The 23,120-nt window shown below is 65.0% G+C and carries 23 protein-coding genes and 1 tRNA gene; 8 read left to right on the forward strand and 16 right to left on the reverse strand.

The features are described from left to right. Nucleotides 1–5 precede the first annotated feature (5 nt). From P6U31_RS35615 to P6U31_RS35625, 3 genes are all read left to right on the forward strand, one after another. Nucleotides 6–3,128: an EAL domain-containing protein gene (locus P6U31_RS35615; RefSeq protein WP_407186258.1), complete on the forward strand. Its 3,123-nt coding sequence runs from the start codon at nucleotides 6–8 to the stop codon at nucleotides 3,126–3,128. After that, nucleotides 3,128–4,219, forward strand: a complete 1,092-nt coding sequence (locus P6U31_RS35620; protein WP_407186259.1) for a diguanylate cyclase — start codon at nucleotides 3,128–3,130, stop codon at nucleotides 4,217–4,219. The genes P6U31_RS35615 and P6U31_RS35620 overlap by 1 nt, the downstream gene beginning before the upstream one ends. Before the next feature lie 62 nt (nucleotides 4,220–4,281). Continuing rightward, nucleotides 4,282–4,358: transfer RNA gene (locus tag P6U31_RS35625), tRNA-Arg, on the forward strand. A gap of 134 nt (nucleotides 4,359–4,492) precedes the next feature. On the opposite strand, the gene P6U31_RS35630 is transcribed toward P6U31_RS35625, so the two are convergent. Continuing rightward, a complete protein-coding gene (locus tag P6U31_RS35630; protein ID WP_407186260.1) occupies nucleotides 4,493–4,936 on the reverse strand; it encodes a TspO/MBR family protein in 444 nt (147 codons plus the stop codon). 42 nt (nucleotides 4,937–4,978) lie between these two features. Here P6U31_RS35630 and dinB point away from each other — a divergent pair, with 42 nt between their 5' ends. After that, nucleotides 4,979–6,079 (forward strand): DNA polymerase IV, encoded by a 1,101-nt coding sequence (gene dinB, locus P6U31_RS35635; RefSeq protein ID WP_407186261.1) that lies wholly within the window; start codon nucleotides 4,979–4,981, stop codon nucleotides 6,077–6,079. Between the two features lie 102 nt (nucleotides 6,080–6,181). Here the strand turns inward: dinB and P6U31_RS35640 are convergent, their stop codons facing one another. Both P6U31_RS35640 and P6U31_RS35645 read right to left on the reverse strand, forming a co-directional pair. Continuing rightward, on the reverse strand, nucleotides 6,182–6,475 hold the full coding sequence (locus tag P6U31_RS35640; protein WP_407186262.1) for a hypothetical protein: 294 nt from the start codon (nucleotides 6,473–6,475) through the stop codon (nucleotides 6,182–6,184). 310 nt (nucleotides 6,476–6,785) lie between these two features. After that, on the reverse strand, nucleotides 6,786–7,472 hold the full coding sequence (locus P6U31_RS35645) for a DNA-3-methyladenine glycosylase I (protein WP_407186263.1): 687 nt from the start codon (nucleotides 7,470–7,472) through the stop codon (nucleotides 6,786–6,788). 201 nt (nucleotides 7,473–7,673) lie between these two features. On the opposite strand from P6U31_RS35645, the gene P6U31_RS35650 reads away from it, so the two are divergent. Then, nucleotides 7,674–8,501, forward strand: coding sequence for a metallophosphoesterase (locus P6U31_RS35650; RefSeq protein WP_407186264.1), 828 nt, complete (start codon nucleotides 7,674–7,676; stop codon nucleotides 8,499–8,501). Here P6U31_RS35650 and P6U31_RS35655 read toward each other — a convergent pair. From P6U31_RS35655 to P6U31_RS35675, 5 genes are all read right to left on the reverse strand, one after another. Next, nucleotides 8,440–8,925 carry a Crp/Fnr family transcriptional regulator gene (locus P6U31_RS35655; RefSeq protein WP_407186265.1) on the reverse strand — a complete coding sequence of 162 codons (486 nt, stop codon included), beginning with the start codon at nucleotides 8,923–8,925 and terminating at the stop codon, nucleotides 8,440–8,442. The two genes, P6U31_RS35650 and P6U31_RS35655, sit on opposite strands and share 62 nt — an antisense overlap. A 78-nt stretch (nucleotides 8,926–9,003) precedes the next feature. Beyond that, nucleotides 9,004–9,540 (reverse strand): GNAT family N-acetyltransferase, encoded by a 537-nt coding sequence (locus tag P6U31_RS35660; protein WP_407186266.1) that lies wholly within the window; start codon nucleotides 9,538–9,540, stop codon nucleotides 9,004–9,006. 122 nt (nucleotides 9,541–9,662) lie between these two features. After that, nucleotides 9,663–10,400 carry a di-trans,poly-cis-decaprenylcistransferase gene (locus P6U31_RS35665; RefSeq protein WP_407186267.1) on the reverse strand — a complete coding sequence of 246 codons (738 nt, stop codon included), beginning with the start codon at nucleotides 10,398–10,400 and terminating at the stop codon, nucleotides 9,663–9,665. A 29-nt stretch (nucleotides 10,401–10,429) separates the two neighbouring features. Then, a complete protein-coding gene (locus P6U31_RS35670; protein ID WP_164938039.1) occupies nucleotides 10,430–10,804 on the reverse strand; it encodes a transcriptional regulator in 375 nt (124 codons plus the stop codon). Then, nucleotides 10,791–11,408: a hypothetical protein gene (locus P6U31_RS35675; RefSeq protein WP_407186268.1), complete on the reverse strand. Its 618-nt coding sequence runs from the start codon at nucleotides 11,406–11,408 to the stop codon at nucleotides 10,791–10,793. Before P6U31_RS35675 ends, P6U31_RS35670 begins: the two co-directional genes overlap by 14 nt. A 197-nt stretch (nucleotides 11,409–11,605) precedes the next feature. Here P6U31_RS35675 and P6U31_RS35680 point away from each other — a divergent pair, with 197 nt between their 5' ends. Continuing rightward, entirely contained in the window at nucleotides 11,606–12,847 is a 1,242-nt protein-coding gene (locus tag P6U31_RS35680) for a S1C family serine protease (RefSeq protein ID WP_407190049.1), read from the forward strand. A gap of 78 nt (nucleotides 12,848–12,925) precedes the next feature. Here the strand turns inward: P6U31_RS35680 and P6U31_RS35685 are convergent, their stop codons facing one another. From P6U31_RS35685 to P6U31_RS35705, 5 genes are all read right to left on the reverse strand, one after another. Then, nucleotides 12,926–13,663, reverse strand: a complete 738-nt coding sequence (locus P6U31_RS35685) for a DUF899 domain-containing protein (RefSeq protein ID WP_407186269.1) — start codon at nucleotides 13,661–13,663, stop codon at nucleotides 12,926–12,928. A gap of 19 nt (nucleotides 13,664–13,682) precedes the next feature. Beyond that, nucleotides 13,683–14,027, reverse strand: a complete 345-nt coding sequence (locus tag P6U31_RS35690) for an SRPBCC domain-containing protein (protein ID WP_407186270.1) — start codon at nucleotides 14,025–14,027, stop codon at nucleotides 13,683–13,685. Next, on the reverse strand, nucleotides 14,027–14,479 hold the full coding sequence (locus P6U31_RS35695) for an ArsR/SmtB family transcription factor (RefSeq protein WP_407186271.1): 453 nt from the start codon (nucleotides 14,477–14,479) through the stop codon (nucleotides 14,027–14,029). Before P6U31_RS35695 ends, P6U31_RS35690 begins: the two co-directional genes overlap by 1 nt. 100 nt (nucleotides 14,480–14,579) lie before the next feature. Beyond that, a complete protein-coding gene (locus P6U31_RS35700; protein ID WP_407186272.1) occupies nucleotides 14,580–14,858 on the reverse strand; it encodes a DUF3551 domain-containing protein in 279 nt (92 codons plus the stop codon). A gap of 150 nt (nucleotides 14,859–15,008) precedes the next feature. Continuing rightward, entirely contained in the window at nucleotides 15,009–15,983 is a 975-nt protein-coding gene (locus P6U31_RS35705) for a Bug family tripartite tricarboxylate transporter substrate binding protein (protein ID WP_407186273.1), read from the reverse strand. Nucleotides 15,984–16,107: 124 nt separating this feature from the next. Here P6U31_RS35705 and P6U31_RS35710 point away from each other — a divergent pair, with 124 nt between their 5' ends. Both P6U31_RS35710 and P6U31_RS35715 read left to right on the forward strand, forming a co-directional pair. After that, a complete protein-coding gene (locus tag P6U31_RS35710; protein ID WP_407186274.1) occupies nucleotides 16,108–16,518 on the forward strand; it encodes a VOC family protein in 411 nt (136 codons plus the stop codon). A gap of 280 nt (nucleotides 16,519–16,798) precedes the next feature. After that, nucleotides 16,799–18,307, forward strand: coding sequence for an AMP-binding protein (locus P6U31_RS35715; protein WP_407190050.1), 1,509 nt, complete (start codon nucleotides 16,799–16,801; stop codon nucleotides 18,305–18,307). 285 nt (nucleotides 18,308–18,592) lie between these two features. Here P6U31_RS35715 and P6U31_RS35720 read toward each other — a convergent pair whose 3' ends face one another. The 3 genes from P6U31_RS35720 to P6U31_RS35730 all read right to left on the reverse strand — a co-directional run bounded on the left by P6U31_RS35720 (nucleotide 18,593) and on the right by P6U31_RS35730 (nucleotide 22,882). After that, nucleotides 18,593–19,687: an HD-GYP domain-containing protein gene (locus tag P6U31_RS35720; protein WP_407186275.1), complete on the reverse strand. Its 1,095-nt coding sequence runs from the start codon at nucleotides 19,685–19,687 to the stop codon at nucleotides 18,593–18,595. A 412-nt stretch (nucleotides 19,688–20,099) separates the two neighbouring features. Then, nucleotides 20,100–22,394, reverse strand: a complete 2,295-nt coding sequence (locus P6U31_RS35725) for a molybdopterin cofactor-binding domain-containing protein (protein ID WP_407186276.1) — start codon at nucleotides 22,392–22,394, stop codon at nucleotides 20,100–20,102. Further along, nucleotides 22,391–22,882 carry a (2Fe-2S)-binding protein gene (locus P6U31_RS35730; RefSeq protein WP_128928576.1) on the reverse strand — a complete coding sequence of 164 codons (492 nt, stop codon included), beginning with the start codon at nucleotides 22,880–22,882 and terminating at the stop codon, nucleotides 22,391–22,393. The genes P6U31_RS35725 and P6U31_RS35730 overlap by 4 nt, the downstream gene beginning before the upstream one ends. Nucleotides 22,883–23,120: the final 238 nt, after the last annotated feature.

Below are 23,120 nucleotides of genomic sequence, written 5' to 3' on the forward strand. Positions count from 1 at the left end.
GGGGAATGCGCCAGGTCTTTTCCACGGTGGCGGCCGGAATGTCTCTAGTCGCGAGGAGCGGCTGGGAGAGCTTGGCGCGGCGTGGTCCTGTCCTGTGGCTGACGCTGTGCGGCGTGTTGCTGGTCGCCGGCATCTTCGCCGTGACCGCCATGGCCGTCGGCGAGTTTCGCGAGCGCACGCTGGCCAATCGCGAACGCGAGCTGGAAAACACGGTGCAGCTGATCGCACGGCACTTCGATCAGCAGTTCGAGGATTCCGACGCCGTCGCCGCCGATCTGATCGGGCAGATGAACCTGATGGAGATCACCTCGCCGGCGATGTTCCGCGAACGCATATCCGGACCTGCGGCGCACCAGATGCTGCGCGGCAAGATCAGCTCCGTGTCCTATCTCGGCGATATCGCGATCTACGATGCCGACGGCGAGCTGATCAACTGGTCGCGGGCCCAGCCGCTGCCCAAGATCAACGTTTCGTCGCGGGCCTATTTCCAGACATTCAAGACCAATCCGCAGTCCGAGCCGGTGCTGCTGGAATCCGTCCGCAGCTTCATCCTCAACAAATGGACCACAATCGTCGCACGCCGCTTGAACGGCGCGGACGGCACCTTCCTCGGCGCGATGGTCCGCCGGATCGATCCGGACAGCTACCAGCATTATTTCGCATCGGTCGCGCTGGCCGAGGGCACGGCCATCTCGCTGTTCGATCGCGAAGGCAAGATGCTGGCGCGCTATCCGCATCGCGAGGAGCTGATCGGACGGAACTTCAAGGATGCGCCGCTGATGCAGAAGGTGCTGGCCCAGGGCGGCCAGCTGTCGCTCCGCGGCAAGAGTCCCGTCGACGGCGAGGAACGGCTCGGCTCGGCGGCGTCGCTGATGCATTTCCCGCTCGTTATCGTCGCCACCAACACGACAGCCGCGGCCCTGGCGGACTGGCGGCAGCAGACCGGCTTCATGGTCACGGCCGCCGCGGTTTCGGCAACGGTCATCGCGCTGATGCTCTATCTGATCATTCGCCTGATCAACCGGCAGAATCGCGAGGCGCAAGAGCGGCTGGAAGCGGAGCGGCTGCGGCTCGACACCGCCTTGAACAACATGACCCAGGGTCTGATCCTGTATGACGCCGCGGGATACATCGTCACCTGTAACCGCCGCTACGCCGAGATGTTCGGCCTCTCTCACGAGGTCATCAAGCCCGGCTGCCACATCCGCGAGGCGATGCATCATCGCAAGGAGCGAGGCGCATTCGACGGCGACGTCGAGGCGTTTTGCGCCGATGTCATGAGGGTGGTTGCCGAAGGCACGGTCTCCACGCGGATGCATCAGCTGGCCAACGGCCGCGCCTTCCAGGTCATCAACACCCCCCTGCCACAGGGCGGCTGGGTCGCCACGATCGAAGACGTCACCGAGCGCCGCAACCTGGAGCAGGAGCGCGATCGCAATTACACGTTCCTGCGCGAGATCATCGACCACATCCCGTCGCAGATCACGGTGAAGGACGCCCGCACGCGGCAATACCTGCTGCTGAACGGCGTGGCCGAGCAGCTGTTCGGCCAGTCTCGTCAGGACGTCGTGGGCAAGACCGCTTTCGACATCTTCCCGAAGGGGCCGGCCGGGCGCATCACCGAAGACGACAGCAACGCGCTGAAATCGACCAAGGGATTGTTCAAGGACGAACACGCCTGGCAGATGCCCGGCACAGGGCTGCGCTACATTACCTCGACCCGGATCGGCATTCGCGACGATGCCGGCGAGCCGCGCTATCTCATCCACGTCATCGACGATGTCACCGAGCGGCGCCGGGCCGACGAGAAGATCGCGCACATGGCGCATTACGATGCGCTGACCGACCTGCCAAACCGCACGCTGTTCCGCGAGCAGATCGAACGCGAGCTGACGAAGGTCGCCGCCGGGGATCAGTTCGCACTGCTCTATATCGACGTCGACGAGTTCAAGGGGATCAACGATTCGCTCGGCCACCACGTCGGCGACGAGCTGTTGAAGGCGATCGCGAGCCGTCTCCGCGGCTGCCTCAAGGAGGGCGATCTGATCGCGCGGCTGGGCGGCGACGAGTTCGCGGTGATCCAGACCGGAATCCAATCCCCTGCCGAGGTGCTCTCCTTCGTGACCCGGATCTACCAGGTGATCCGGCAGCCTTATCATTGTCTCGGCCATCAGCTCTCCACCGACGCGAGCATCGGAATCGCGCTGGCGCCGCAGGACGGCACCGATCTCGACCAGCTCGTCAAGAACGCCGATCTCGCGATGTACGGCGCCAAGGCCGAAGGCCGCCGCACCCATCGCTTCTTCGAGCCGGCGATGGACGCGAGCGCCAGAGCGCGGCTGAGCATGGAGCAGGATTTGCGGCAGGCGCTGGTGAACGGCGGCTTCGAGATCCACTATCAGCCGCTGGTCGATCTGCGTTCGGGCGAAGTCTCGGGCTGCGAGGCGCTGCTGCGCTGGCGCCATCCCGAGCGCGGCATGGTGTCGCCGGCGGAGTTCATTCCCGTCGCCGAGGACACCGGCCTGATCACCGAGCTTGGCGACTGGGTGCTGCGCATGGCCTGCAACGAGGCCGCGACCTGGCCGACGCATGTCCGCGTCGCGGTCAACGTGTCGCCGGTGCAGCTCAAATGCGACACGCTGGCGCTGCGGATCGCGGGCGCGCTCGCCGCCTCCGGGCTCGACCCGCGCCGGCTCGAGATCGAGATCACCGAGGCCGTGCTGATCCGCGACGACGAGGCCGCGCTCTCGATCCTGCACCAGCTCCGTTCGATCGGCGTGCGCATCGCGCTCGACGATTTCGGCACCGGCTATTCCTCGCTCAGCTATCTCAAGCGCTTCCCGTTCGACAAGATCAAGATCGACCGCTGCTTCGTCGCCGACATCGCGGAGACCGGCGGCGCACCCGTGATCGTGCAGGCGGTGGTGAACATCGCGGCCGCCAGCAACATGACCACGGTCGCCGAAGGTGTCGAGACCGAGGCGCAGCGCGAGATGCTGCGCGCGCTGGGCTGCACGCAGATGCAGGGCTATCTGTTCAGCCCACCGAAGCCGGCCAGCGAGGTGCGGAAGCTGTTCGGTCCGGGCGATGGCATGCCCGGGGCCTTGCCGGTGGCGGCGGTGGCCTGATGACAAAGCCAGTGAAGCCGTCTGGAAAAGCCTCAGCCGACGATTCAGGCAAGGCGGCGGCGAAGACCGTCGACATCGCGGATTCCTACGCCGTGCGGCTGATGCAGCACCTGGTGGTGCCGACCTTCGTGATCGATCCGAAGCGCCGCGTCGTGATCTGGAACAGGGCTTGCGAGCGGTTGACCGGCCTCGCCGCCTCGGAAGTGATCGGCACCTCGAAGCACTGGCAGGCGTTCTACGAGACCAGGCGCCCCTGCCTTGCCGACCTCGTCGCGCTCGACCAGCCCGAACGGCTTCCGGAGTTCTATTCGGAATATGCCGCGCGCGGCCATAACGGGCTCGGCTTTTCCGCAGAGAACTGGTGCACGATGCCGAAGCTCGGCAGCCAGCTTTATCTCGCCATCGATGCCGGCCCGATCCACGACGAGGCCGGCCAGCTGATCGCCGTGGTGGAGACGCTGCGCGACCTCACCGACCAGAAGCGCGCCGAGATGGCGCTGAAGGAGCTCGCCACCAAGGACGGGCTGACTGGCCTGTCGAACCGCCGCTCGTTCGACCAGATGCTGATGAGCGAATGGGCCCGGGCCCAGCGCACGCAGAAGCCGCTGGCGCTGCTGTTCGCCGACGTCGACCATTTCAAGCTGTTCAACGACCACCATGGCCACCAGACCGGCGACGAATGCCTGCGCGCCGTTGCTGCCGTCGTCAGCCGACACGCCGTGCGCCCGCTCGATCTCGCCAGCCGCTACGGCGGCGAAGAGTTCGCGCTGATCCTGCCGGACATGGATTGCGACAGAGCCTGCGTCATCGCCGAGGACATCCGCGGTGCCGTGATGGCCTTAGCGATCGCCCACGGCGCCGCGGGCGCCGGCGACCACGTCACCCTCAGCGTCGGCGTCGCCAGTCACATTCCGGGCGCGGTCGACGGCGGTCCCGACCGCCTGCTGGGCGCGGCCGACGAGGCGCTCTATGTCGCCAAACGGCTCGGCCGCAACCGCGTCATTTGCGCCGAACAGGTGCTGGCCGAGTTTGCCAGCCTTGGCCAGCAGGTCGCAGCGGTTCCGGCCCCTGTCCGGCGCAAATCGGCTTAAGAGCCGCTCCGGCGAGAAGCGGTTGCCCACCTCTCGCCAATCGGCTAAATGAACATGCAACTGCACCCGTAGCTCAGCTGGATAGAGCGTTGCCCTCCGAAGGCAAAGGTCACACGTTCGAATCGTGTCGGGTGCGCCAGTCCTGCCGTCGGCTTCGGGCCGGCTCGCGAAGTCAGCATCTGGATGATCGCCTGAACCTGGTCAGGGCGCACACGCCCGGGCCGCCCTGCGATGCTTGGCCGTTTGCGGCAGGGTCCACCGAGACCGAAGGCCTCAATTCAAACGCCAGATCGACGCATTGAGCACGCCGGCAAACGCGACCCAGGCTGCGTAGGGCACGAACAAGACGGCGGCCGGTCTGTCGCGTGACATCTCGAGGCTGATGTAGGTCACGATCGCAGCGAACAGGCCGATGAGGATGACGAGCGCGACGCCGATCTGGTGCAGCGTGAACATGACGGGCGACCAGGCGAAGTTCAGGGCCAGCTGCACAGCCCAGGCCAGCATGGCGCTGCTTCGAGGTCCACGCCGATAGGTCCGCCAGCCCGCAATGGCCATCATGACGTAGAGGATGGTCCAGGCCACCGGGAACGCCCAGTTCGGCGGCACGAAAGCCGGCTTGGCCAGGCTCGCATACCATTCTCCCGGGAGATTGGTCGCGCCGATCAGCCAGCCGATGCCGACCACGCCCACCACGAAGACCAGCAACTGAAGCATCCCTACCTCGCGCATCTCACCCCGCAACTGTATCATCCTTCCATGAGCGAATCCGACACGACGACCGGCGAGCCCTCGCCTGTCCGCAAGATCATCCATATCGACATGGATGCCTTCTATGCGTCGGTCGAGCAGCGCGACAACCCGGAGCTGCGCGGAAAGCCGGTCGCGGTCGGAGGCTCGGCGGAGCGCGGCGTGGTCGCGGCCGCCAGCTACGAGGCCCGCAAGTTCGGCGTTCGCTCCGCCATGCCATCCGTCACGGCGAAGCGGCAATGCCCAGAGCTGATTTTCGTCAAGCCGCGCTTCGAGGTCTACAAGGCGATCTCCAGGCAGATCCGCGACATCTTTGCCGAGCACACGCCGGTCATCGAACCGTTGTCGCTCGATGAGGCCTATCTCGACGTGACGGAAAACCTGCAGGGCATCCCGCTGGCGCGGGACATCGCCCTGCGCATTCGCCAGAAGATCAAGGCCGAGACCGGCCTCAACGCATCGGCAGGCATCTCCTACAACAAGTTTCTGGCCAAGCTCGCTTCCGATCATCGCAAGCCCAACGGTCAGTTCGTGATCGCACCGGAGATGGGACCGGCCTTCGTCGAGACGCTGCCGGTCGCCAAGTTCCACGGCATCGGGCCTGCGACGGCTGCGAAGATGAACGCGCTCGGCCTGTTCACCGGCCTCGACATCCGCAATCAGACACTGGAGTTCATGAACGCGCATTTCGGCAAGTCGGGCGCGTATTATTACTGGATCTCGCGCGCCGTCGACGAACGGCCGGTGCGGGCCAACCGGATCCGCAAGTCGATCGGCGCGGAGACCACGTTCCAGTCCGACCTCAACGAATATGGCGCGTTGGCCGCAGAGCTCAGACCCCTCGTCGACAAGGTCTGGCGCCATTGCGAGAGCACCGGCAATCGCGGCCGCACCGTCACCCTGAAGATCAAGTTCGCCGACTTCGAGATCATCACGCGCAGCAGGTCCGTCGCCGCGCCGGTTGCAAGGCGGGACGATCTGGAGCGGGTGGCCTGCGAGCTGCTCGAGGTCGAGATGCCATTGCCCAAACGCGTCAGGCTACTGGGTGTGTCGCTGTCCGCGCTGCAGGTCGGGGTCGAGGCGGAGCCGCAGCTGACGCTGGGCATCTGAAAGCGGCTTCGGCTATCGTCGACGATAAAGCGCACCACGCGCGACCAACGGCGGCGGATTCTCGGGCCCGCCACCGCTGCAGATCGATCGCGCCCGGGCCGCTCAATGTTTCATGTGCTCGAACACCACGATCACGCCGGTCGGCTCGGGCTCGTGCGCCATCAGGCGGGTCAGGTCGGAATCGCCCCAATCGGCGAGGCTGACGACTTCGCCGCTCTGGCGATCGGCCCCGAGCGACGCCGTCGGCTCGAGCACCTTGAGGCCCATCTCGTCGACGAAGAACGTGTGCTCGCCGAACATGCTGTTGAGCTGCGGCATGGCCGGATGTTCGTCGGGCAGCACCTGAGCGCCGAGTTGGTTGACGGTCTGCTTCACCTGTTCGGATGTGAGCTTCATGAGCTGCTCCGTTTCTGTGTCCGGTTTCATTGACCCGGGCGGGAGCGCGCGTTCCCTGCACCCCTGTCCGCCTGGATCCAGTCCGAACAGGTGCTGCGGGCAAATGTTCCTGATGAAATGTATTTCGTGATCGCGCGTTCCGTCTGCCGCGCTCGCGGCGCGAGATCGCCACAGGATGCACACGATCCAGCTGTTCCGCGCGTTAAAACATGATCCGGAAAAGCGCGAAGCGGCTTTCCGGAATGGTCATGCGCGACGATAATCTAAGGCGCGATCACGCTTGATCGCGATCTCCAGGTCTTCGTGAGTGCTAGTCGCTGCGATTCTCGCCCACCGACAGCGCGCAGATTCGTGACAGATAGGTGTAGGGCAGGCCGGTCTCCTCGGCCCAGGCGTTGAACTGCGCCTGTACCTTGGCGAGATCGCCCTTCGACTTCACCTCTTCGGCAATGTCCAGACCAGCATCGCGCAGGCAAGCCACCACGTCCTTGGAGGTCACAAAGCCGTCCCAGCCGACGAAACGCAGCAGCATCTGCCCGGTGTTGCCGCCAAGCCGGCTGCCGCGCTTGTTGAGGAGATCGAGCAGGCCGATCTCGTCGGATGAGGGCCATTTCGCAAGAAACTTGCCGTAGCTGCCGTGCTCCTTCGCGATCTCCTGCACGAAGGCGGCGTTGTCGCGCACCGACATGATCTTGGCACCGTTGCGCACGATGCGCGCGTCGCGCAGCAGGCCTTCCCAATAATCTTCCGGCTGGAAGCTGAGCTTGGCCGGCTGGAAATGCAGAAAGGCCGCTTCGAAGCCATCCCATTTCGAATCGATCACGCTCCAGGCAAAGCCGGCGCAAAACACACGCTTCGTCATCTCGGCAAGGATGCGATCGTCGCCGAGCTTCGCCAGACGCTTCAGGTCGGGCTTTGCCGGCATCAGCTTTTCCAGGGCCTTGGGCCCGCCCTTGCGCTTCTCGGCGCGGGCACGGATGGTCTTGAAGGGGGACATGCGGACACGGGCGGTTGGGATTCGCCACGACACCAGAATTCGATGATCCGGTCCAGCCCTGCGGCGCCGGGTCGCAGACGCCGCAGCGGCAGCCGCAGGCCCTAGCCTTGCCCGACCGCAAGAAGCGGCCGGACTGGTCTGCTTCTTGCTTCGTGATTTCTGGAATTCCCAGACATTTCAACCTGCTTCGGACGGATTTCGATGCGCTGCCTGGTCGTCGCCGACCTGCACTATTCGCTGCCCCAGTTCGACTGGCTGGTCAGCGCGGCGCCGCAATTCGACCTCGTGATCTTCGCCGGCGATGCGCTCGACATCGGCTCGATGGTGGATTTTCGCGCGCAGATCGTGGTGGTGAAGAAGTACCTGGCGCTGCTTGCCGCGAAGACCCGCGTGATCCTCTGCTCAGGCAATCACGACCTCGACGAGCGCAATGCAGAGGGCGAGAAGATCTCGCGCTGGATCTCGGAGGTGCGGGAGCTGGGCATTGCCTGCGACGGCGACAGCTTCACCATCGGCGACACGCTGTTGACGGTTTGCCCGTGGTGGGACGGACCGCAGGTCAAGCAGCGCATCATTGCGCAGCTCGGCGACGCTGCGATCGGCCGGCCGCGACGCTGGATCTGGGCCCATCACGCGCCGCCGGCGGATTCACCGACCAGCTGGGGCGGCAAGCGGTTCTTCGGCGATGTCGAGTTGGTGCAATGGATCACGCAGTACCAGCCGTCGATCGTGATCTCGGGCCATGTGCATCAGTCGCCCTTCATCAAGGACGGCTCGTGGTTCGACCGGCTGGGCGAAACCTGGGTGTTCAATACCGGATTGCAGCCAGGCCGGCCGCCGACCTGCATCGTGCTGGACCTCGATGCGGACAAGGCGTTCTGGCTGGCGGCCGGTGAAGCCCAATGGATCGATCTCGGCGCGCCGCTGAAGCGGCCCGCTGCCCCTATCGAGACGCCGCCCGACTGGCTCACATTCTTGGATCAGATTGTCGATCCGAGCCTGGCGAGACCTCAAGCGGCGGCAGGTTGATCATGCTCTGCAGCACATCGCCGACCATCGCCAGGTGCGTGCCGTGGCCGGCATATTGCCGCTTGAGATCAGCCAGATAGGTGTTGGCGACGTTGAGCCGCTGCGCCAGTATCCGCGCGATCAGCAGCGCGACGCCCGGCTCCTGCTTGAGGACCGAGGCGGCATCCTCGAATTCGTAGATGACCGCGTCGGTGCAGGCCCGCACCGTCGCGGTATGCGGCTGCTCCAGCAGCACCGACATCTCACCCAGCACCGCGCCCGGCTCGGTGACGGTGGCGACCACCATCTCGCCCTTGAGCACCTCGAGCTTGCCTTCCATCAGCACGTAGAGATGGCCGCTGGTGCCGCCCTCCGTGACGATCAACGTGCCGGCCGCAACCTGCCGTTCCGTTCCGCCGCGGCAATAATCCAGGACTGCGCGCATTGCTCAGGACTCCCATCACGGGAGACAGTAGAGCACGATCGGCATCGCCTGCCTGCTCAAATTTGCGGCAAGACCGCGCTAGCGCGACAGGCGCTTGGCGAGGCGGACCGACTGCCAGTCTCCGAGCCCGGTGTCGTCGAAGCCTGCCTTCTTGGCGAGGCCACGCATCTCGGCGTTCGTGCGCGCCGTCTCGGCGGCGATCATCTCGTGGCCGAGATCGATCGCACGCGTTTCCATCGCCGTCATCATCTGAAGGCCGAGACCCCGGCGCTGGAAGGCATCGGCGACCGAGATGGCAAACTCGCCATGGCGTGCGGCGGCATCGTAGGCGTATCGCGCTTCGCCGATGATCCTGCCCCGCCCCTCCTCCCTGAGCTCGGCGAGCAAGGTGAAATTGTCGAGACCGCCGCTCCTGGCAATGCACTCCGCCGCGACCGCGCCGGAGTCCGCGCGCGCACCACTGAACCGCTTGTTGCGGGATGTCGGGGACAGGCCGGTGAAATAGACCGACAGGTTCTCCACGTCGGACGCGCAGGCGGTCCTGATGCGGACGAAGTCCTTCGCTTCGGTCAGTTCGGCTGGCTCGAGGAAGGTTCGCGGAAACGGCTGTGACATGCGCGACGCTTTCGGCAGGTTGCTGGAAGCTGCACACCTAGCCGAGGCCGCGCACCGTCCGCTTGGACGTTGCTGCCAATCATGCGGCTGAAAACGAACCGCGGATTGTCATGTGCCGCGCGTCACACACGTGACAGTGACGGCACCTCCTCGGGCAAGATCGCCTGAAGGCCGCCGAAACGGCGCTCGCGGCCGTGGAAGGAGGCCAGGGCGGCGGCGAGATCGCCCGCGTCGAACTCGGGCCACATCCGCTCGGTGAAGTGCAGCTCGGCATAGGCGCCTTCCCAGAGCAGGAAGTCCGACAGCCGCTTCTCGCCCGAGGTGCGGATGATGAGATCGACGTCGCGCAGACCGGCTTCGCCGGTCACGAGCTGCGAGAAGGCCTCGCGGGTGATGCTGGTCAGCGCCGCCGCCTTCGCCGCGGCATTGAGGATGGCATCGCGCGCGGAATAGTCGACGGCAATGCGCAGGTGCAGCGTGCCGCCGTGGGCGGTCGCCTCCTCGGCGCGTGTGATCGCGCCTGCAATGCCCTCAGGCAGGCGGTCGCGCCGGCCGATCACGGTGAGGCGTACGCCGTTCTTGACCAGGCTCTGCACCTCGCTCGCGAGATAGAAGCGCAGCAAGGTCATCAACGCGGCGACCTCCGCCTTCGGCCTGCGCCAATTGTCGGTGGAGAAGGCGTAGAGCGTCAATGTGCCGATGCCCTGCTTCGGCGCGGCCTCGACGACGCGGCGGATCGTCTCGACACCGGCCTCGTGGCCGCGCACGCGCGACAGGCCTCTGCGCGTCGCCCATCGTCCGTTACCGTCCATGATGATGCCGACATGAAGCTTCTCGCTGCGGGACATGTCACTTTGCATTGCAAAGTCTCCGGTCAAAAAAGGGAGGATCAGGTCGAGACGATGCCGAGGCGGCCGAGCGGCGGCGCCTCGCGCCCGGCGGCCTTGGCGGCGTCGCGCACCAGGCGCTCGAGCACAGCGAGATAATCGAGGAAACGGCGGCGCCCGGTCTTGGTCAGGCGGCAGGTGGTGTGCGGGCGGTTGCCCTCATAGCCCTTGATCACGTCGACGAGGCCGGCCTCCTGGAGCACGGCAAGGTGCCGGCTGAGATTGCCGTCGGTGAGGCCGCACAGTTGCTTGAGGTCGGCGAATGCCAGCCCTTTGGGATGCGCCATCAGCGAGGTCAGTAGCCCGAGCCTCGCCTTCTCGTGGATCACGCGGTCGAGCCCTTCGTAGGAGAAGGGCGCGCTGTCAGTCTTCGACATCATGGTCTCCGGATGCGAAATGCAGAATACCCGCCATCACCGCCTGCCCGATCACGAAGGGCAGGCCCATGGTCCATGGCGAAAGCGTGTGGGTCTGGCTCGCCAGTACCACCACTGCAAAGCCGGACACGAAATACCAGGCGCCGGCGAGCGCGACGGTGCGCGGCAGCGAGCGGACTGAGGCGAAGATGCCGAGCGACATCAGGATCTGCCACAGGCCCGGGAGCAGCCACAGCGCCTCGCCCGCGAACTTCCACATCACCACCGCGAGCAGCACCCCGGCAACACCCGCGGGCAGGAACTGCTCGACCGCCTGGTGGATCATGGCATCGGCCAGACCCGAATGATGACGGCGCGATCGCGCGCGCATCTCGATCCCGATCATCAGGACCGAGAGCGCGGCAGCGACGAACCAGCCGACGAAGAAGCCGAGCGGCTCGGCGGCGGGATCGCCGAGCAGCCAGAATTGCAGCACTGCAGTGAGCAGTGCGACCACAGCGGTCGCGGCCATCGTCGCCGTGCCATAACCACGGAACGCGGTGCCGGCCGCGATCTGGCTGCGGATCGCCACGATGTCGGCCAGTGCCTTGTCGAGATCACGCATTGGCAACGCCAAAACCTCGCTCCGCGCATGCTCGCCGGGATCATTGCCCTTACTTTGTATTGCAAAGTATATAACGCCGCAAAGTAGACGCAAGCCCGAAATTGCCGGGAGAGGATTTGCGCCGCGACGGACAACTGCCGGTTGCACAAACCGTGCCTGCGCAGATAAGATGCGCTCGAAAGTGTCCGGGGGCTGGTATGTGGTTTAGATCATTCATCGTCGCGTCCTTGTTGCAGATAGTTATCTCGGGAGCTGCGAATGCGGCGGGACCGTTTGGCAGCGTCAATGTCGGCAACTGGATCGGCGGCGCCTTCAGCAATGACCAGACCGGCGCCTTCTCCCATTGTGCGGCGACGACTCCCTATGCGAACGGCGTCATCCTCGTCGTGAGCCAGAATGCCGCCGGCACCTGGTCGCTCGCTTTCGCGAGTCCTGGCTACCGCTTCAACAAGGGCGAGAACGCTGCGATCGACATCACCTTTGACGGGCAGGAGCGAGCCAGGCTGTACGCAACGGCGTACCAGTCCAACATGCTCACGGCCATCATGCCGCTCAATGTGGTGCGGACGTTTCAGAAGGCGAGCCTTATGGTGGCAACAGCCGGCCGCGCCGTTTTGAACTTCGATCTGACATCGACCGGGCCGGTCATCGCGGCCCTGGCCAATTGCGTGAGCAAGGTGAAAGCCGACGGGCTCGACAAGGCGGGCGATTTCACCAAGGGTGTGGCCAAGCCGGCAGCCACGGCGGAGAAGCAGGCCGCTCCGCCGGCCAGCAAGTCCGCCAAGTCCAAGAGTGGCACCGGCTTCGTGGTCAGCGCCAATGGGCACGTGGTCACGAACCACCATGTGATCGACGGTTGCAGTGACCTCAAGGGCAATCTCACGGGAGAGGCCGCAATGGCGTTGCGCGTCGTATCGAGCGATGCAACCAACGATCTCGCCCTCTTGCAGGCGCCGTCGACGGCGACGTTCAAGGAGTTTGCCCGGATCCGCTACCGCTCGATCCGCTCGGGCGATTCCGTCGTCGCGATCGGTTTTCCCTACCGCGGGCTGCTGAGCTCCGACTTCACCGTGACCACCGGTATCGTGAGCTCACTCAGTGGCATGCGCAACGATTCGCGTTTCCTGCAGATCAGTGCGCCCGTGCAGCCCGGCAACAGCGGAGGCCCGCTTTTCGACACCACCGGACAGATCGTCGGCGTGGTCACGGGAAAGCTCGACAATCTGCGGATCGCGGTCGCAACCGGCAATATTCCGGAGAACATCAACTTCGCCATCAAGACCGGCGCGCTGCGCGACTTCCTCGACAATTCCGTGGTGCCTTACCAGACCGCCGAGCCCAAGGGCGAGCTGAAGACCACCGACATCGCCGCCAACGCCCGCGCCTACACGATGCTGATCTCGTGTACCGGCACGGAACAGGCCGACGCGAAACGGTAAGGCGGACAAGGACCGCACCTTGTCTTCCGATGTCGTCTGGCTTTGGCCAGGACGACATCGCGGAGCCAACCGCCCCCTTCACCCGTGACAGCACGCCGCCTTCGTCGCCCGGGGCTCGTACTCGTCGCGCAGGCGGACCCAGTCCATCGGATAGGGCAGGCCCTCCTCGTGACGGCCGAGCGGGGTGAGATCGAGATACTGATAGGCGGCGTTCATCATGTCGAGACCGCGGGCGAAGCAGGAATAGGTGTGGAAGATCTCCCCGGCCTCGTTGCGATAGAACACGCTGATGCCGGGCAGCTCAGGCCCGTAGATCGGGGTGGTCCCGAAATTGTACATCGGCTCGCCGGCCGCGATCTCGTCCGGCGAGAACGTCACCCCGTAATCGCGGTTGAAGTCGTTGTCGCCTGAGGAGACCCAGTCGAAGGTCCAGCCCATCCGCTTCTTGAAGGCCTCGAGCTTCGCGCTCGGCGCCAGCGAGACCGCGACCATGGAGGTGTCGCGCGCAGCCAGATGCGGCACCATGCGCTCGTAGCCGTCGGCCCAGAACGAACAGCTCTTGCAGGCCGCGTCCCAGTCGGGCGCGAACATCATGTGCTGGACCACGAGCTGCGGACGTCTCTTGAACAGATCGGAGAGCGTGACCTTGCCGTCCGGCCCGGTGAAGACGTAGGTCTTGTCAACCTTCACCCAGGGAAGCTGGCGGCGCTCGTCGGCAACCCGTTCGCGGGCCTGCGTCAGCTCCTTCTCATGGGCGAGAAGAGCCTTGCGCGCTGCAATCCACTGTTCACGCGAAACGATCTGATGTTGCTGCATGGCATCCTCCTTTTGGAAGTCAGGCGACGAAGGCATCCAGCTTGTCGAGGAACGAGCTCCAGCCGCGCAGGTGATTGTCGCGTGCGGTCTCGTCGGCGAACTGAGCGTGATGGAAAACCATCAGGGTGCCTGCACTATCCGGCTTGAACGAGATCGTGACCAGCGATTCGCGCTCCGGCGTCGAGTGCCACGCCCAGGTGAAAACCAGGCGCTCGTTCGCCACCACCTCGCGATACGTGCCGCCGGCTTCGAAATATTCGCCGTCGTCGCGGACGAAGCTGATGCGAAAGCTGCCGCCGGTGCGGACGTCGAGCTCGGCTTGCAGCGTCGCCGGCTTCAGGTTCGGCGGCCCGAACCACTGCATCAGCTGCTCGGCTTGCGTCCAGGCGGCGTAGACTTTTTCCGGCCGCGCGCGGAGCCGGCGCGTAAGCGTGAGGCTTGGACGCTCCGCTGATCGTTCGGCGGTATTGACGGCTGAGTTGGCCATGTCTCTTCCTCCACGAAGGCGGCAAGACGATCGAATTTGTCGGACCAGAATTGAGCATAGCGATTGAGCCAGTTCATCGCCTGCTCCATCGGCTGCGCGGTGAGCCGGCAGGAGACCGTGCGTCCGGTCTTCTCGCGCACGATCAGGCCCGCATCCGTGAGCACGTCGAGGTGCTTCATGATCGCCGGCAGCGAGACCGGAAACGGCGCGGCCAGCTCGCTCACCGACAGGCTGTCCGCCTCGCCGAGGCGCGCGAGCAATGCACGCCGCGTCGGGTCGGAGAGCGCCGCAAAGATCCGGTCCAGCGTCGCGTCTTGATACTTAACCATGTGGTTTAGTATAGGCGCAAACAACCAGACGTCAAGCAGGGACCCGCGAGCGCGAGCCTGCACGACTACGTGATCAGGCAGAGAGGTTCGTGAGGCGCGACTAATAGGGCGTGACAGGCCGCGCGCGGCGCGGCGGCCGTGGTTGCTGCGGCTGGCCCTGGCCATAAGCGAAGCGCGGGTTGCGATCGCAATACAGCAGCCGGCCGGAGACGCTGGCCTGACACTGCTCGTAGGTGCTGTAGGCGCATTCGCCGGGATAATCATACTCGCCGCCCTGGGCGCACCAGGGATAATCGCGTGCCGCCGCCGGCGTGATGGTGGCGAAGCCGGCCAGGACCGCCGCACTGAACATCAACAGCACCAATTGCGTCTTGCGCATGATCCAACTCCTCTCCAGCAGGCACGAGCTACGTTGCCATCTATCATCAGGTTTCGCGGCGCTGCTTTATTCCAGGTCAATGAAACGAAGCCCGCAAGAAAAAAGCCCTGCCGGGCGGCAGGGCTCCCATTCCCGGCTATCACAAGCTCGCTACTCGACCTTCAAGCCGGCGAACTCGACGACCTTCTTCCACTTCTCGGTCTCGGCCTTGATCTCCTCGCCGAACGCTTCCGGGGTCTGCGCCCGTGGCTCGCCGCCGAGCTCGACCAGGCGCTTGGTCATGTCGGGCTCCTTCATCAGCGTGTTGATCTCGCTGTTGAGCTTGGCGATGATCTCCTTCGGCGTGTTCTTCGGCGCGCCCATGCCGAACAGCGCGCTGGCCTCGTAATCCTTCACGGTCTCGGAGATCGCCTGCACGTCGGGCAGCTGCGGCGAGCGCTGCGCGGTGGTGACGCCGATCGCGCGCAGCGAGCCGGAGCGGATGTGCTGGATGATCGAGGGCATGTTGTCGAAGATCACCTGTACCTGGCCGCCGAGCATGTCGGTGATCGCAGGCGCCGCGCCGCGATAGGGCACGTGCTGCATCTTGCAGCCGGTCATGGCCATGAACATCTCGCCGGACAGATGCACAGAGGTGCCGTTGCCGGACGAGGCCATGTTGACCTTGCCGGGATTGGCCTTCACGTATTCGATGAACTCGGCGACGTTCTTCGCCGGCACGTCCTTGTTGACGGTCATCACGTTAGGTACGCGCTGGAACGAGGCGACCGGCGCGATATCGTTCACAAAGTTGAACTTGAGATTCTTGTAGAGCGAGGCGTTGATGTAGTTGGCCGGATTGACCAGCTGCAGCGTGTAGCCGTCGGGCTCGGCGTTGACGACCGCTTCGGTGCCGATGTTGTTGCCGGCGCCCGGCTTGTTCTCGATCACGAATTGTTGGCCGAACTTCTCCGAGAGCCGCTGGCCGATCAGTCGCGCCAGGATGTCGGTGGCGCCGCCCGGGGGATAGCCGACCACCCATTTCACGGGCCGGGCCGGATAATCGGCGGCAAGGGCCTTCGACAGCGGGGTGGCTGCAAGCGGACTGGCGGCGAGCAGGCCCAGCGCGGTACGGCGAGTGATCATCTCAAGGGTTCTCCCAGTGTTGTTCTTGAAAGTCGGATGGCTTGAAGGCCGCGTCGGCGGGGTTGTAACAAAGCTTGCAGAGCGCGGAAAGTGCACGGGACGCATCGCGACGAAAGGATAAGACATGCCGATCAAAATCGAAGCTCTCGATCATCTCGTGATCAACGTCGCCGATGTCGCGACCACCGCGGACTGGTACCGCAGGATTCTCAGCATGGAAGTCAAGGTGTTCGACCCCGGCGGCGGCAAAGCGCCGCGGACTTTCCTTGAATTCGGTAACCAGAGGATCAACGTCCGACAGCGCGATGCCGACAAGGTGGAGTGGTTCACCGCGAACCATCCGACGGCGGGCAGCGAAGATCTCTGCTTTCTCACCTCGGCCACGCCGGACGAGGTGGTGGCGCATTTGCAGGCACATGGCGTCGCGATCGAGGAAGGCCCGGGCCCGCGGCAAGGCGCGCGCGGCACGCTCCGCTCGGTCTATTGCCGGGATCCCGATGGCAGTCTGATCGAGATCTCGTCGTATGAAAACTAGGTTCGTCATTCCGGGGCGGTGCGAAGCACCGAACCCGGAATCTCGAGATTCCGGGTCTGGTCCTTCGGACCATCCCGGAATGACGGCGGAGAGAGCGAGTGTGACACTTGCGCACCCCCGATTTGCTCGCTTCCTCGTCCGATGGCAGGAAGACGCAATCATCAAAAGCCAGCCGCCAGCAAGATGCGGGCTGCACAGGGAGGAGCCATTGTCAGTTCAACAAACCACAGCCGGAATTGTCGGCCCATTCGACGGGCTCGACGTGCCCTGGCTGCTCGAGATGCGCGCCGGGGTCCGGCGCGATCATCCGTTCCTGATCTGGGCGCCGTTCGACGCGCCGGCACGGCGCTGGAGCTACGGCGAGTTTCACGAGCGGGTCGGGGCGCTCGCCGCGGGGCTCGCCAAGCGCGGCGTGAGGCCCGGCGAGTATGTGCTCATTCATCTCGACAATTGCATCGAGGCGCTGCTGGCCTGGTTTGCCTGTGTCGAGCTCGGCGCCATCGCGGTCACCACCAACACGCGCTCGGCGCCGGCGGAGATCGCATATTTCGCCGATCATTGCGGCGCGGTCGCCGCGATCACGCAGCCGGCCTATGCGGAAGTCGTCGCGCAGAACTGCCGCAACATTCGCTGGCTGGCGGTGACCTCGCATGATGCCGGCGCTGCGCCGGCCCAGCCGGTCTCCCGCGGCGACAGCTTCGAATCCCTGTTCGCCGACAGCGCCGACCGTCCGACCCGCGCGCCCGATCCGCTCGCGCCGTGCAGCGTGCAATACACCTCTGGCACGACGTCGCGGCCGAAGGCGGTGCTGTGGACCCACGCCAATGCACTGTGGGGCGCCAAGATCAACGCCGCGCATGAGGATTTGCATGCGAGTGACGTGCACCAGGCCTATCTGCCGCTGTTTCACACCAATGCGCTGGCCTACTCCATGCTGGCGACGCTGTGGGTCGGGGCGACCTGCGTGATCCAGCCGCGCTTCTCCGCCAGCCGGTTCTGGGCCGTCGCGCGCGAGCACGGCGCGACCTGGACCTCGACGATTCCGTTCTGCATGAAGGCGCTGCTCGAGCAGGAGATCCCAAGGGATCACAAGTTCCGCCTCTGGGGCACCGCCATCAACGAGCCGCCGGCCTTTGCCGGCTTCGGCGTCAAGGTCATCGGCTGGTGGGGCATGACCGAGACCATCACCCACGGCATCGTCGGCGAGGTCGACCAGCCCAATATCCCGATGTCGATCGGCCGCGCTGCTCCCGAATACCAGATCCGCATCACCGACGATGACGGCCGGCCGACCGAGGTCGGCGGCACCGGCGATCTCGCGATCAAGGGCATTCCGGGCCTGTCGCTGTTCGCCGAGTATCTGCACAACGAGACGGCGACGCGCGAAAGCTTTGACGCGCACGGCTTCTTCCTCACCGGTGATCGCGTCGAGCGGCTTCCAAACGGCTACATCAAGTTCGGCGACCGCGCCAAGGACATGCTGAAGGTCGGCGGCGAGAACGTCGCGGCCTCCGAGATCGAGCAGGTGATCGCGCTGGTGCCGGGCGTGCGCGAGGCCGCCGTGGTGGCGAAATCCCATCCGATGCTGGACGAGGTGCCCGTTGTCTTCATCATTCCGCAGGGCGGCGTGGCCGGCGCGGCGCCCGATCTGCAGGAGCGCGTGATGGCGGCCTGCCGCACCGGCCTTGCCGACTTCAAGGTGCCGCGCGAGATCCGCCTGGTCGACGACATGCCGCGCTCGACGCTGGAGAAGGTGGCGAAGGCGGAACTGCGGAAGATGGTGGGCTGACTCCCCTCCCCCTTCAGGGCAGGGGAATCGCATGTGGCTCTTTGCACGAGTTGCGCGCGCGCCTCGTCCTTCGAGACGACCGCTTTCAGCGGTCTCCTCGGGATGAGGCTAAGCAGCATCGGAGCCCGTCGAAACCAGCGAAACGCAGTCGGTCCTCATCCTGAGGGCCCGCCAACGGCGGGCGTCTCGAAGGATGGCCGCACGCGACATCACTCTCATATGCGATAGCCCTCCCCCTTCAGCGGAGGGTGAGCGGGCCGGGCCGCTGCAATTGCAGCGTCTGGCCTAGAACGACCCCAACGCCACCGGGCGGAACGCCTGCAGCAGCTGCTGGTCGAGCTTGCCGCCCATGCCTTCCATCATCGTGAACGCACGCGAATGCGTGAAGGGCATGCGATAGGCGCGCTTCTCGACGAGCGCGGCGTAGATGTCGACGATCGTCGTCAGCCGCACGATGTCGCTGATCTGGTTCGACGACAGGCCGTTCGGATAACCGGTGCCGTCGAGGAATTCGTGGTGATGCAGCACCACGTCGAGCATCTCCGGCGGAAAGCCGCCTTGCGCGGCCAGCGCGTCATAGCCGCGGCGCGGATGCTGGCGGACCTCGGCCATCTCCTCGTCGGTGAGCTTGCCGGGCTTGTCGAGCAGCGCGGTGGGGACGAAGGCCTTGCCGACATCGTGCAGCAGCGCGGCGCGGGTCAGGCGGCGCTGATCGTCCTCGCGCATGCCGAGATGCTGGGCGAAGGCGACCGCAAAGCCGGTGACGAACAGGCAGTGACGATAGCTGCCGACATGGTGGCAGCCCACCGTGGTGAGCCATTCGCGCAGCGAGGAATGCTTGATCGCCTTCAGGATCTTGCTTTCCGCGGCGATGACATCGTCGAAGGTCAGGGGCACGCCGAGCGGCAGCTTCTCGAACATCTTGGCCAGCACCGCATGCGCTGCTTCGACGCCGCGGTTGAGCGTCTTGCCGCGATCGGTCGCGTCATAGACGGCGGTATCCGGGAAAGCGGCGCGGATGCGCTGAAGGATGGCCTCGGGTTGGAGCGGCCGCGAAATGGTGTCGGTCGCGCCAAGCGCCCACGCCTGCATGGTGCCGTGATGCAGCGCGTCGGCGAGCACGAACAACCGCGGCATCGAACGATAGGCATCGCCGCGCAGCTTGTTGCGCACCCGCTGCACGCTCTCGGGCGACCGCAGGTTGATGTCGACCACGAGTCCGGAGAGATCACGCGAGGGCTGCTCGGGAATATCCTGCGTCGTCACCGTCGAGACGTCGCCGACCGCCTTCAGGATGCTGGCGAGCTCGGAGCTCTCGTCGCTCCGGTCGGAGGCGAGCAGAAGCCGGCGTTTGGCGGCGGTTTTGGCTGGCGCGTTCATGGCTTCCCCAAAGCATGGGACAGGATTTGGTGACAGCCTAAGCCGGATCAGGTTCTCCGGCCCTTAAGAGGCGTGCTCAATGGAACCTTGGGGAATTGCAAGCAATTTTACAGATTTTTCGGGGTCCCGAGGCCGCGCCTCAAAACCGTGAAAACAACCCCATGCACAGTAGAACGGGCCTTGATGGATAAGAGGAATTTCGAACGCTTTCGGCCCATCTTCCACTGTCGTCGCCCGGCTCGACCGGGCGACCCAGTACGCCGAGGCGGCGCAGCTGGAGCCGAAAAGCCGCGGTGTACTGGATTCCCCGCTTTCGCGGGGAATGACAGCGAGTGTGGGGAAACGGTCTCGAAACAAATCCGCCGGAGGTTGGCCCTCCGGCGGATCAACTCGTTCAGCAATCGCGGCTCGCTTACGCCTTCATGCTGGCCTTCACCGCCTCCGCCGTGATCGGCAGCGCACGGACGCGGGCGCCCGAGGCGTTGAAGATGGCGTTGCCGATGGCGGGCGCGACCACCGTCACTGCGGGCTCGCCGACGCCGGTGGCCTTCTCGCCATTGGCGATCACGGCAACCGCGACCTCGGGCACCTGGCTCATGCGCAAAGGCCGGTAGCTGTCGAAATTGGTCTGCTCGATGCCACCGTCCTTCAACGTCGCCTTCTCGTACATTGCCAGCGACAGGCCCCACAGCGCTGCGCCCTCGACCTGGGCACGAATGTTGTCGGGATGCACCTGCGTGCCGACATCGGTCGCGACCGTGAGCTTCTTCACGGTGACCTCGCCGGACGGGGCGACCGCGACATGGGCGACGCAGGCCGTCCAGCTCGCGGTTGCGCGTTCCTGCGACGAGACGCAGGCGACGCCCATGCCCTCACCTTTCGGCAATTGCCGGGTGCCGTAGCCGGACAGCCCCATCGCGGCGAGCAGCGTGTTGCGCAAGCGCTGCGCGCCGCCGTCGTTCTTGCCGGCACCGTCGAGCAGCGAGATGCGGAGCTGGGCCGGATCCTTGCCCGTCGCCGCCGCGATCTCGTCGATCATGCTTTCGACCGCCCAGAAGGTCCAGCCCGGCGCCACCGAGCGGAGCTGGCCGGAGGGCGTCGCATTGTGCGCGAGCTCGTTCTTGATCGCGCGTACATAGTGGTTCGGCACGGTGTAGAAGAAGTCCGCGCCGTTGACCGTGAAGCTGTCGAGCGGCCCCTTCTTGTCGACCGAGGGCGTCAGGAAATCAGGAATTCCCCAGCGCGCGGTCGGCCAGGCCGAGACCACGTCGTGGCTGAGCGCGATGAGCTTGCCGTCGCCGTCCACGCCGGCCTTCACTTTCTGGTAGGTGAGCGGTCGCGAGAAATCCATCGTCATGTCGTTCTCGCGCGAATAGATCACCTTGACCGGCTTGCCGACCGCCTTCGCCGCCTGCACGGCCGGAACCATCATGTCGGCGTCGAGCCTGCGGCCGAAACCGCCGCCGAGCCAATGCTGATGCATCACGACGAATTTCGGATCGATCCCGGCCGCGCCCGCGGCGATCGCGCCGGAGCGCGTCGCGAACTGGTTGCCGGAATAGATGTGCAGGATATCGCCCTTGAACTCCGCGGTGGCGTTCATGGGCTCCAGCGGCGCATGGATGTTGATGCTGGTGGTGTATTCGGCTTCGACGACCTTGGCCGCCGTGCCGAAGGCAGCAGCGGGATCGCCGTCCTTGACGAAGAACTGACCGGAATCTTCCAAGCCCTGAAGGCGCTTGGCCTCATCCACCAGCGACTGGCTCGACAGCTTGGCGTTCGGACCGCCGTCATAGGTGATCTTCAGCGCATCCGCCGCCTTGCGCGCGTTCGCATAGGTGTTGGCGACCGCGACGACCCAGCCGGACGTGGTGCCGGTCTTGTCGTCGAGGATCACCGCCTTGATGAAGCCGGGCACCTTCTTGGCCTCGCCATCGTCGACCGATTTCACCGTGGCGCCGAAGCGCACCGGCGGGGTCACGACCTTGCCGTAGACCATGCCCGGCAGCATCACGTCGATGCCGTATTTGGCCGTGCCGTTGGTCTTGGAGGGGATGTCGAGTTGCGGCACCGAGACGCCGATCATGGTGTATTGATCCGGCGTCTTCAGCTTGATCGCCTTCAATTCGTCCGGCGTGAAGGTCTTCGTCGCCTTGCCGCTCTTGACGATCTCGGCAAAGGTCATCTGCTTCTTCGACTTCGGATGCGAGATCACGGAGTCGCGGACCACGAGCTGATCCTTGAAATAAGGCGGCAGGCCCATGGCCGCGGCGGCGGCCTCCGTCAAGGCGATGCGGCCGGCAGCACCGGCCCGGCTCATCGCCTCGAAATTCATCATGGTCGACCAGCTGCCGCCGGTGATCTGCGCGCCCAAGACCGGATCGTTGAACTTGGGATCGTTGGAGGCGAGCTGCACGCGCATGTCGCTCCATTTCGCGCCGAGCTCCTCGCAGACGATCTGCGCCATCGTGGAGGCGATATGCTGGCCCATGTCCGCCTTGCCGCAGGTCACGGTGACGAGGCCATCCGGCGAGATTGCGTACCAGACGCTCGGCTCGAAATTGGCGGGCGCCGCGGCCGACGCAGCGTCGATGCCGGGCACGCCGGCGTAGCCGAGCACGAGGCCGGTCGCGGCGGTGCCGACCAGGAAGGAGCGGCGGCTGAGATCGGTCGTCGCGGGGGCGAGGTTCTTGACGTGCTCGTTCATGTGGGCCTCCGCTCGCTGGAGGCGGCCGACGCGGTGCGCATCTCCGATGCGGCGCGCATGATCGCCTTCTGGATCCGCGAATAGGTCATGCAACGGCAGAGATTGCCGTCCATATGCGCCACGACCTCTTCCCTGGTCGGATTGGGATTCTTCGCGAGCAGCGACGCCGCCTGCATGATCTGCCCGGACTGGCAGTAGCCGCATTGCGGCACCTGCTCGGCGATCCATGCCTTCTGCAAGGGATGATCGCCCTTGGCAGAGAGGCCTTCGATGGTGGTGATCTTCTTGCCGGCGACGTCGCCGACCATGGTCTGGCACGAGCGCACCGCTTCGCCGTTGACGTGCACGGTGCAGGCGCCGCACAACCCGGCACCGCAACCGAACTTGGTGCCGGTCATCTGCAATTGCTCGCGGATCGCCCAGAGGAGCGGCGTGTCGTTCGCCGCATCCACGGACAGACTCCGCCCGTTGATGGTGAGAGTTGGCATAGGCGTCTTCCCCTGCCGGTGCATGAAGCCGCTTACGGCGGCAACTTGAATGGCGGACGCCCACCGGGCTGGCGCCAGCCTTGGCCGCGAGCATGATCGGGTTCAGCCGCGGAGGCAAATGCAATTTGGAACGAATAGAAAAAACCGTCTTCGCATCCGCTCGTTGTGCGCCGCGCTAATGACGCCGACGCAGCGACTGGACACAACAGCCGCCTGCGCCAGGCATGCATGCCATCGC

It is taken from the genome of Bradyrhizobium centrosematis (genome assembly GCF_045571495.1).
Classification (GTDB): Bacteria; Pseudomonadota; Alphaproteobacteria; order Rhizobiales; family Xanthobacteraceae; genus Bradyrhizobium; species Bradyrhizobium centrosematis.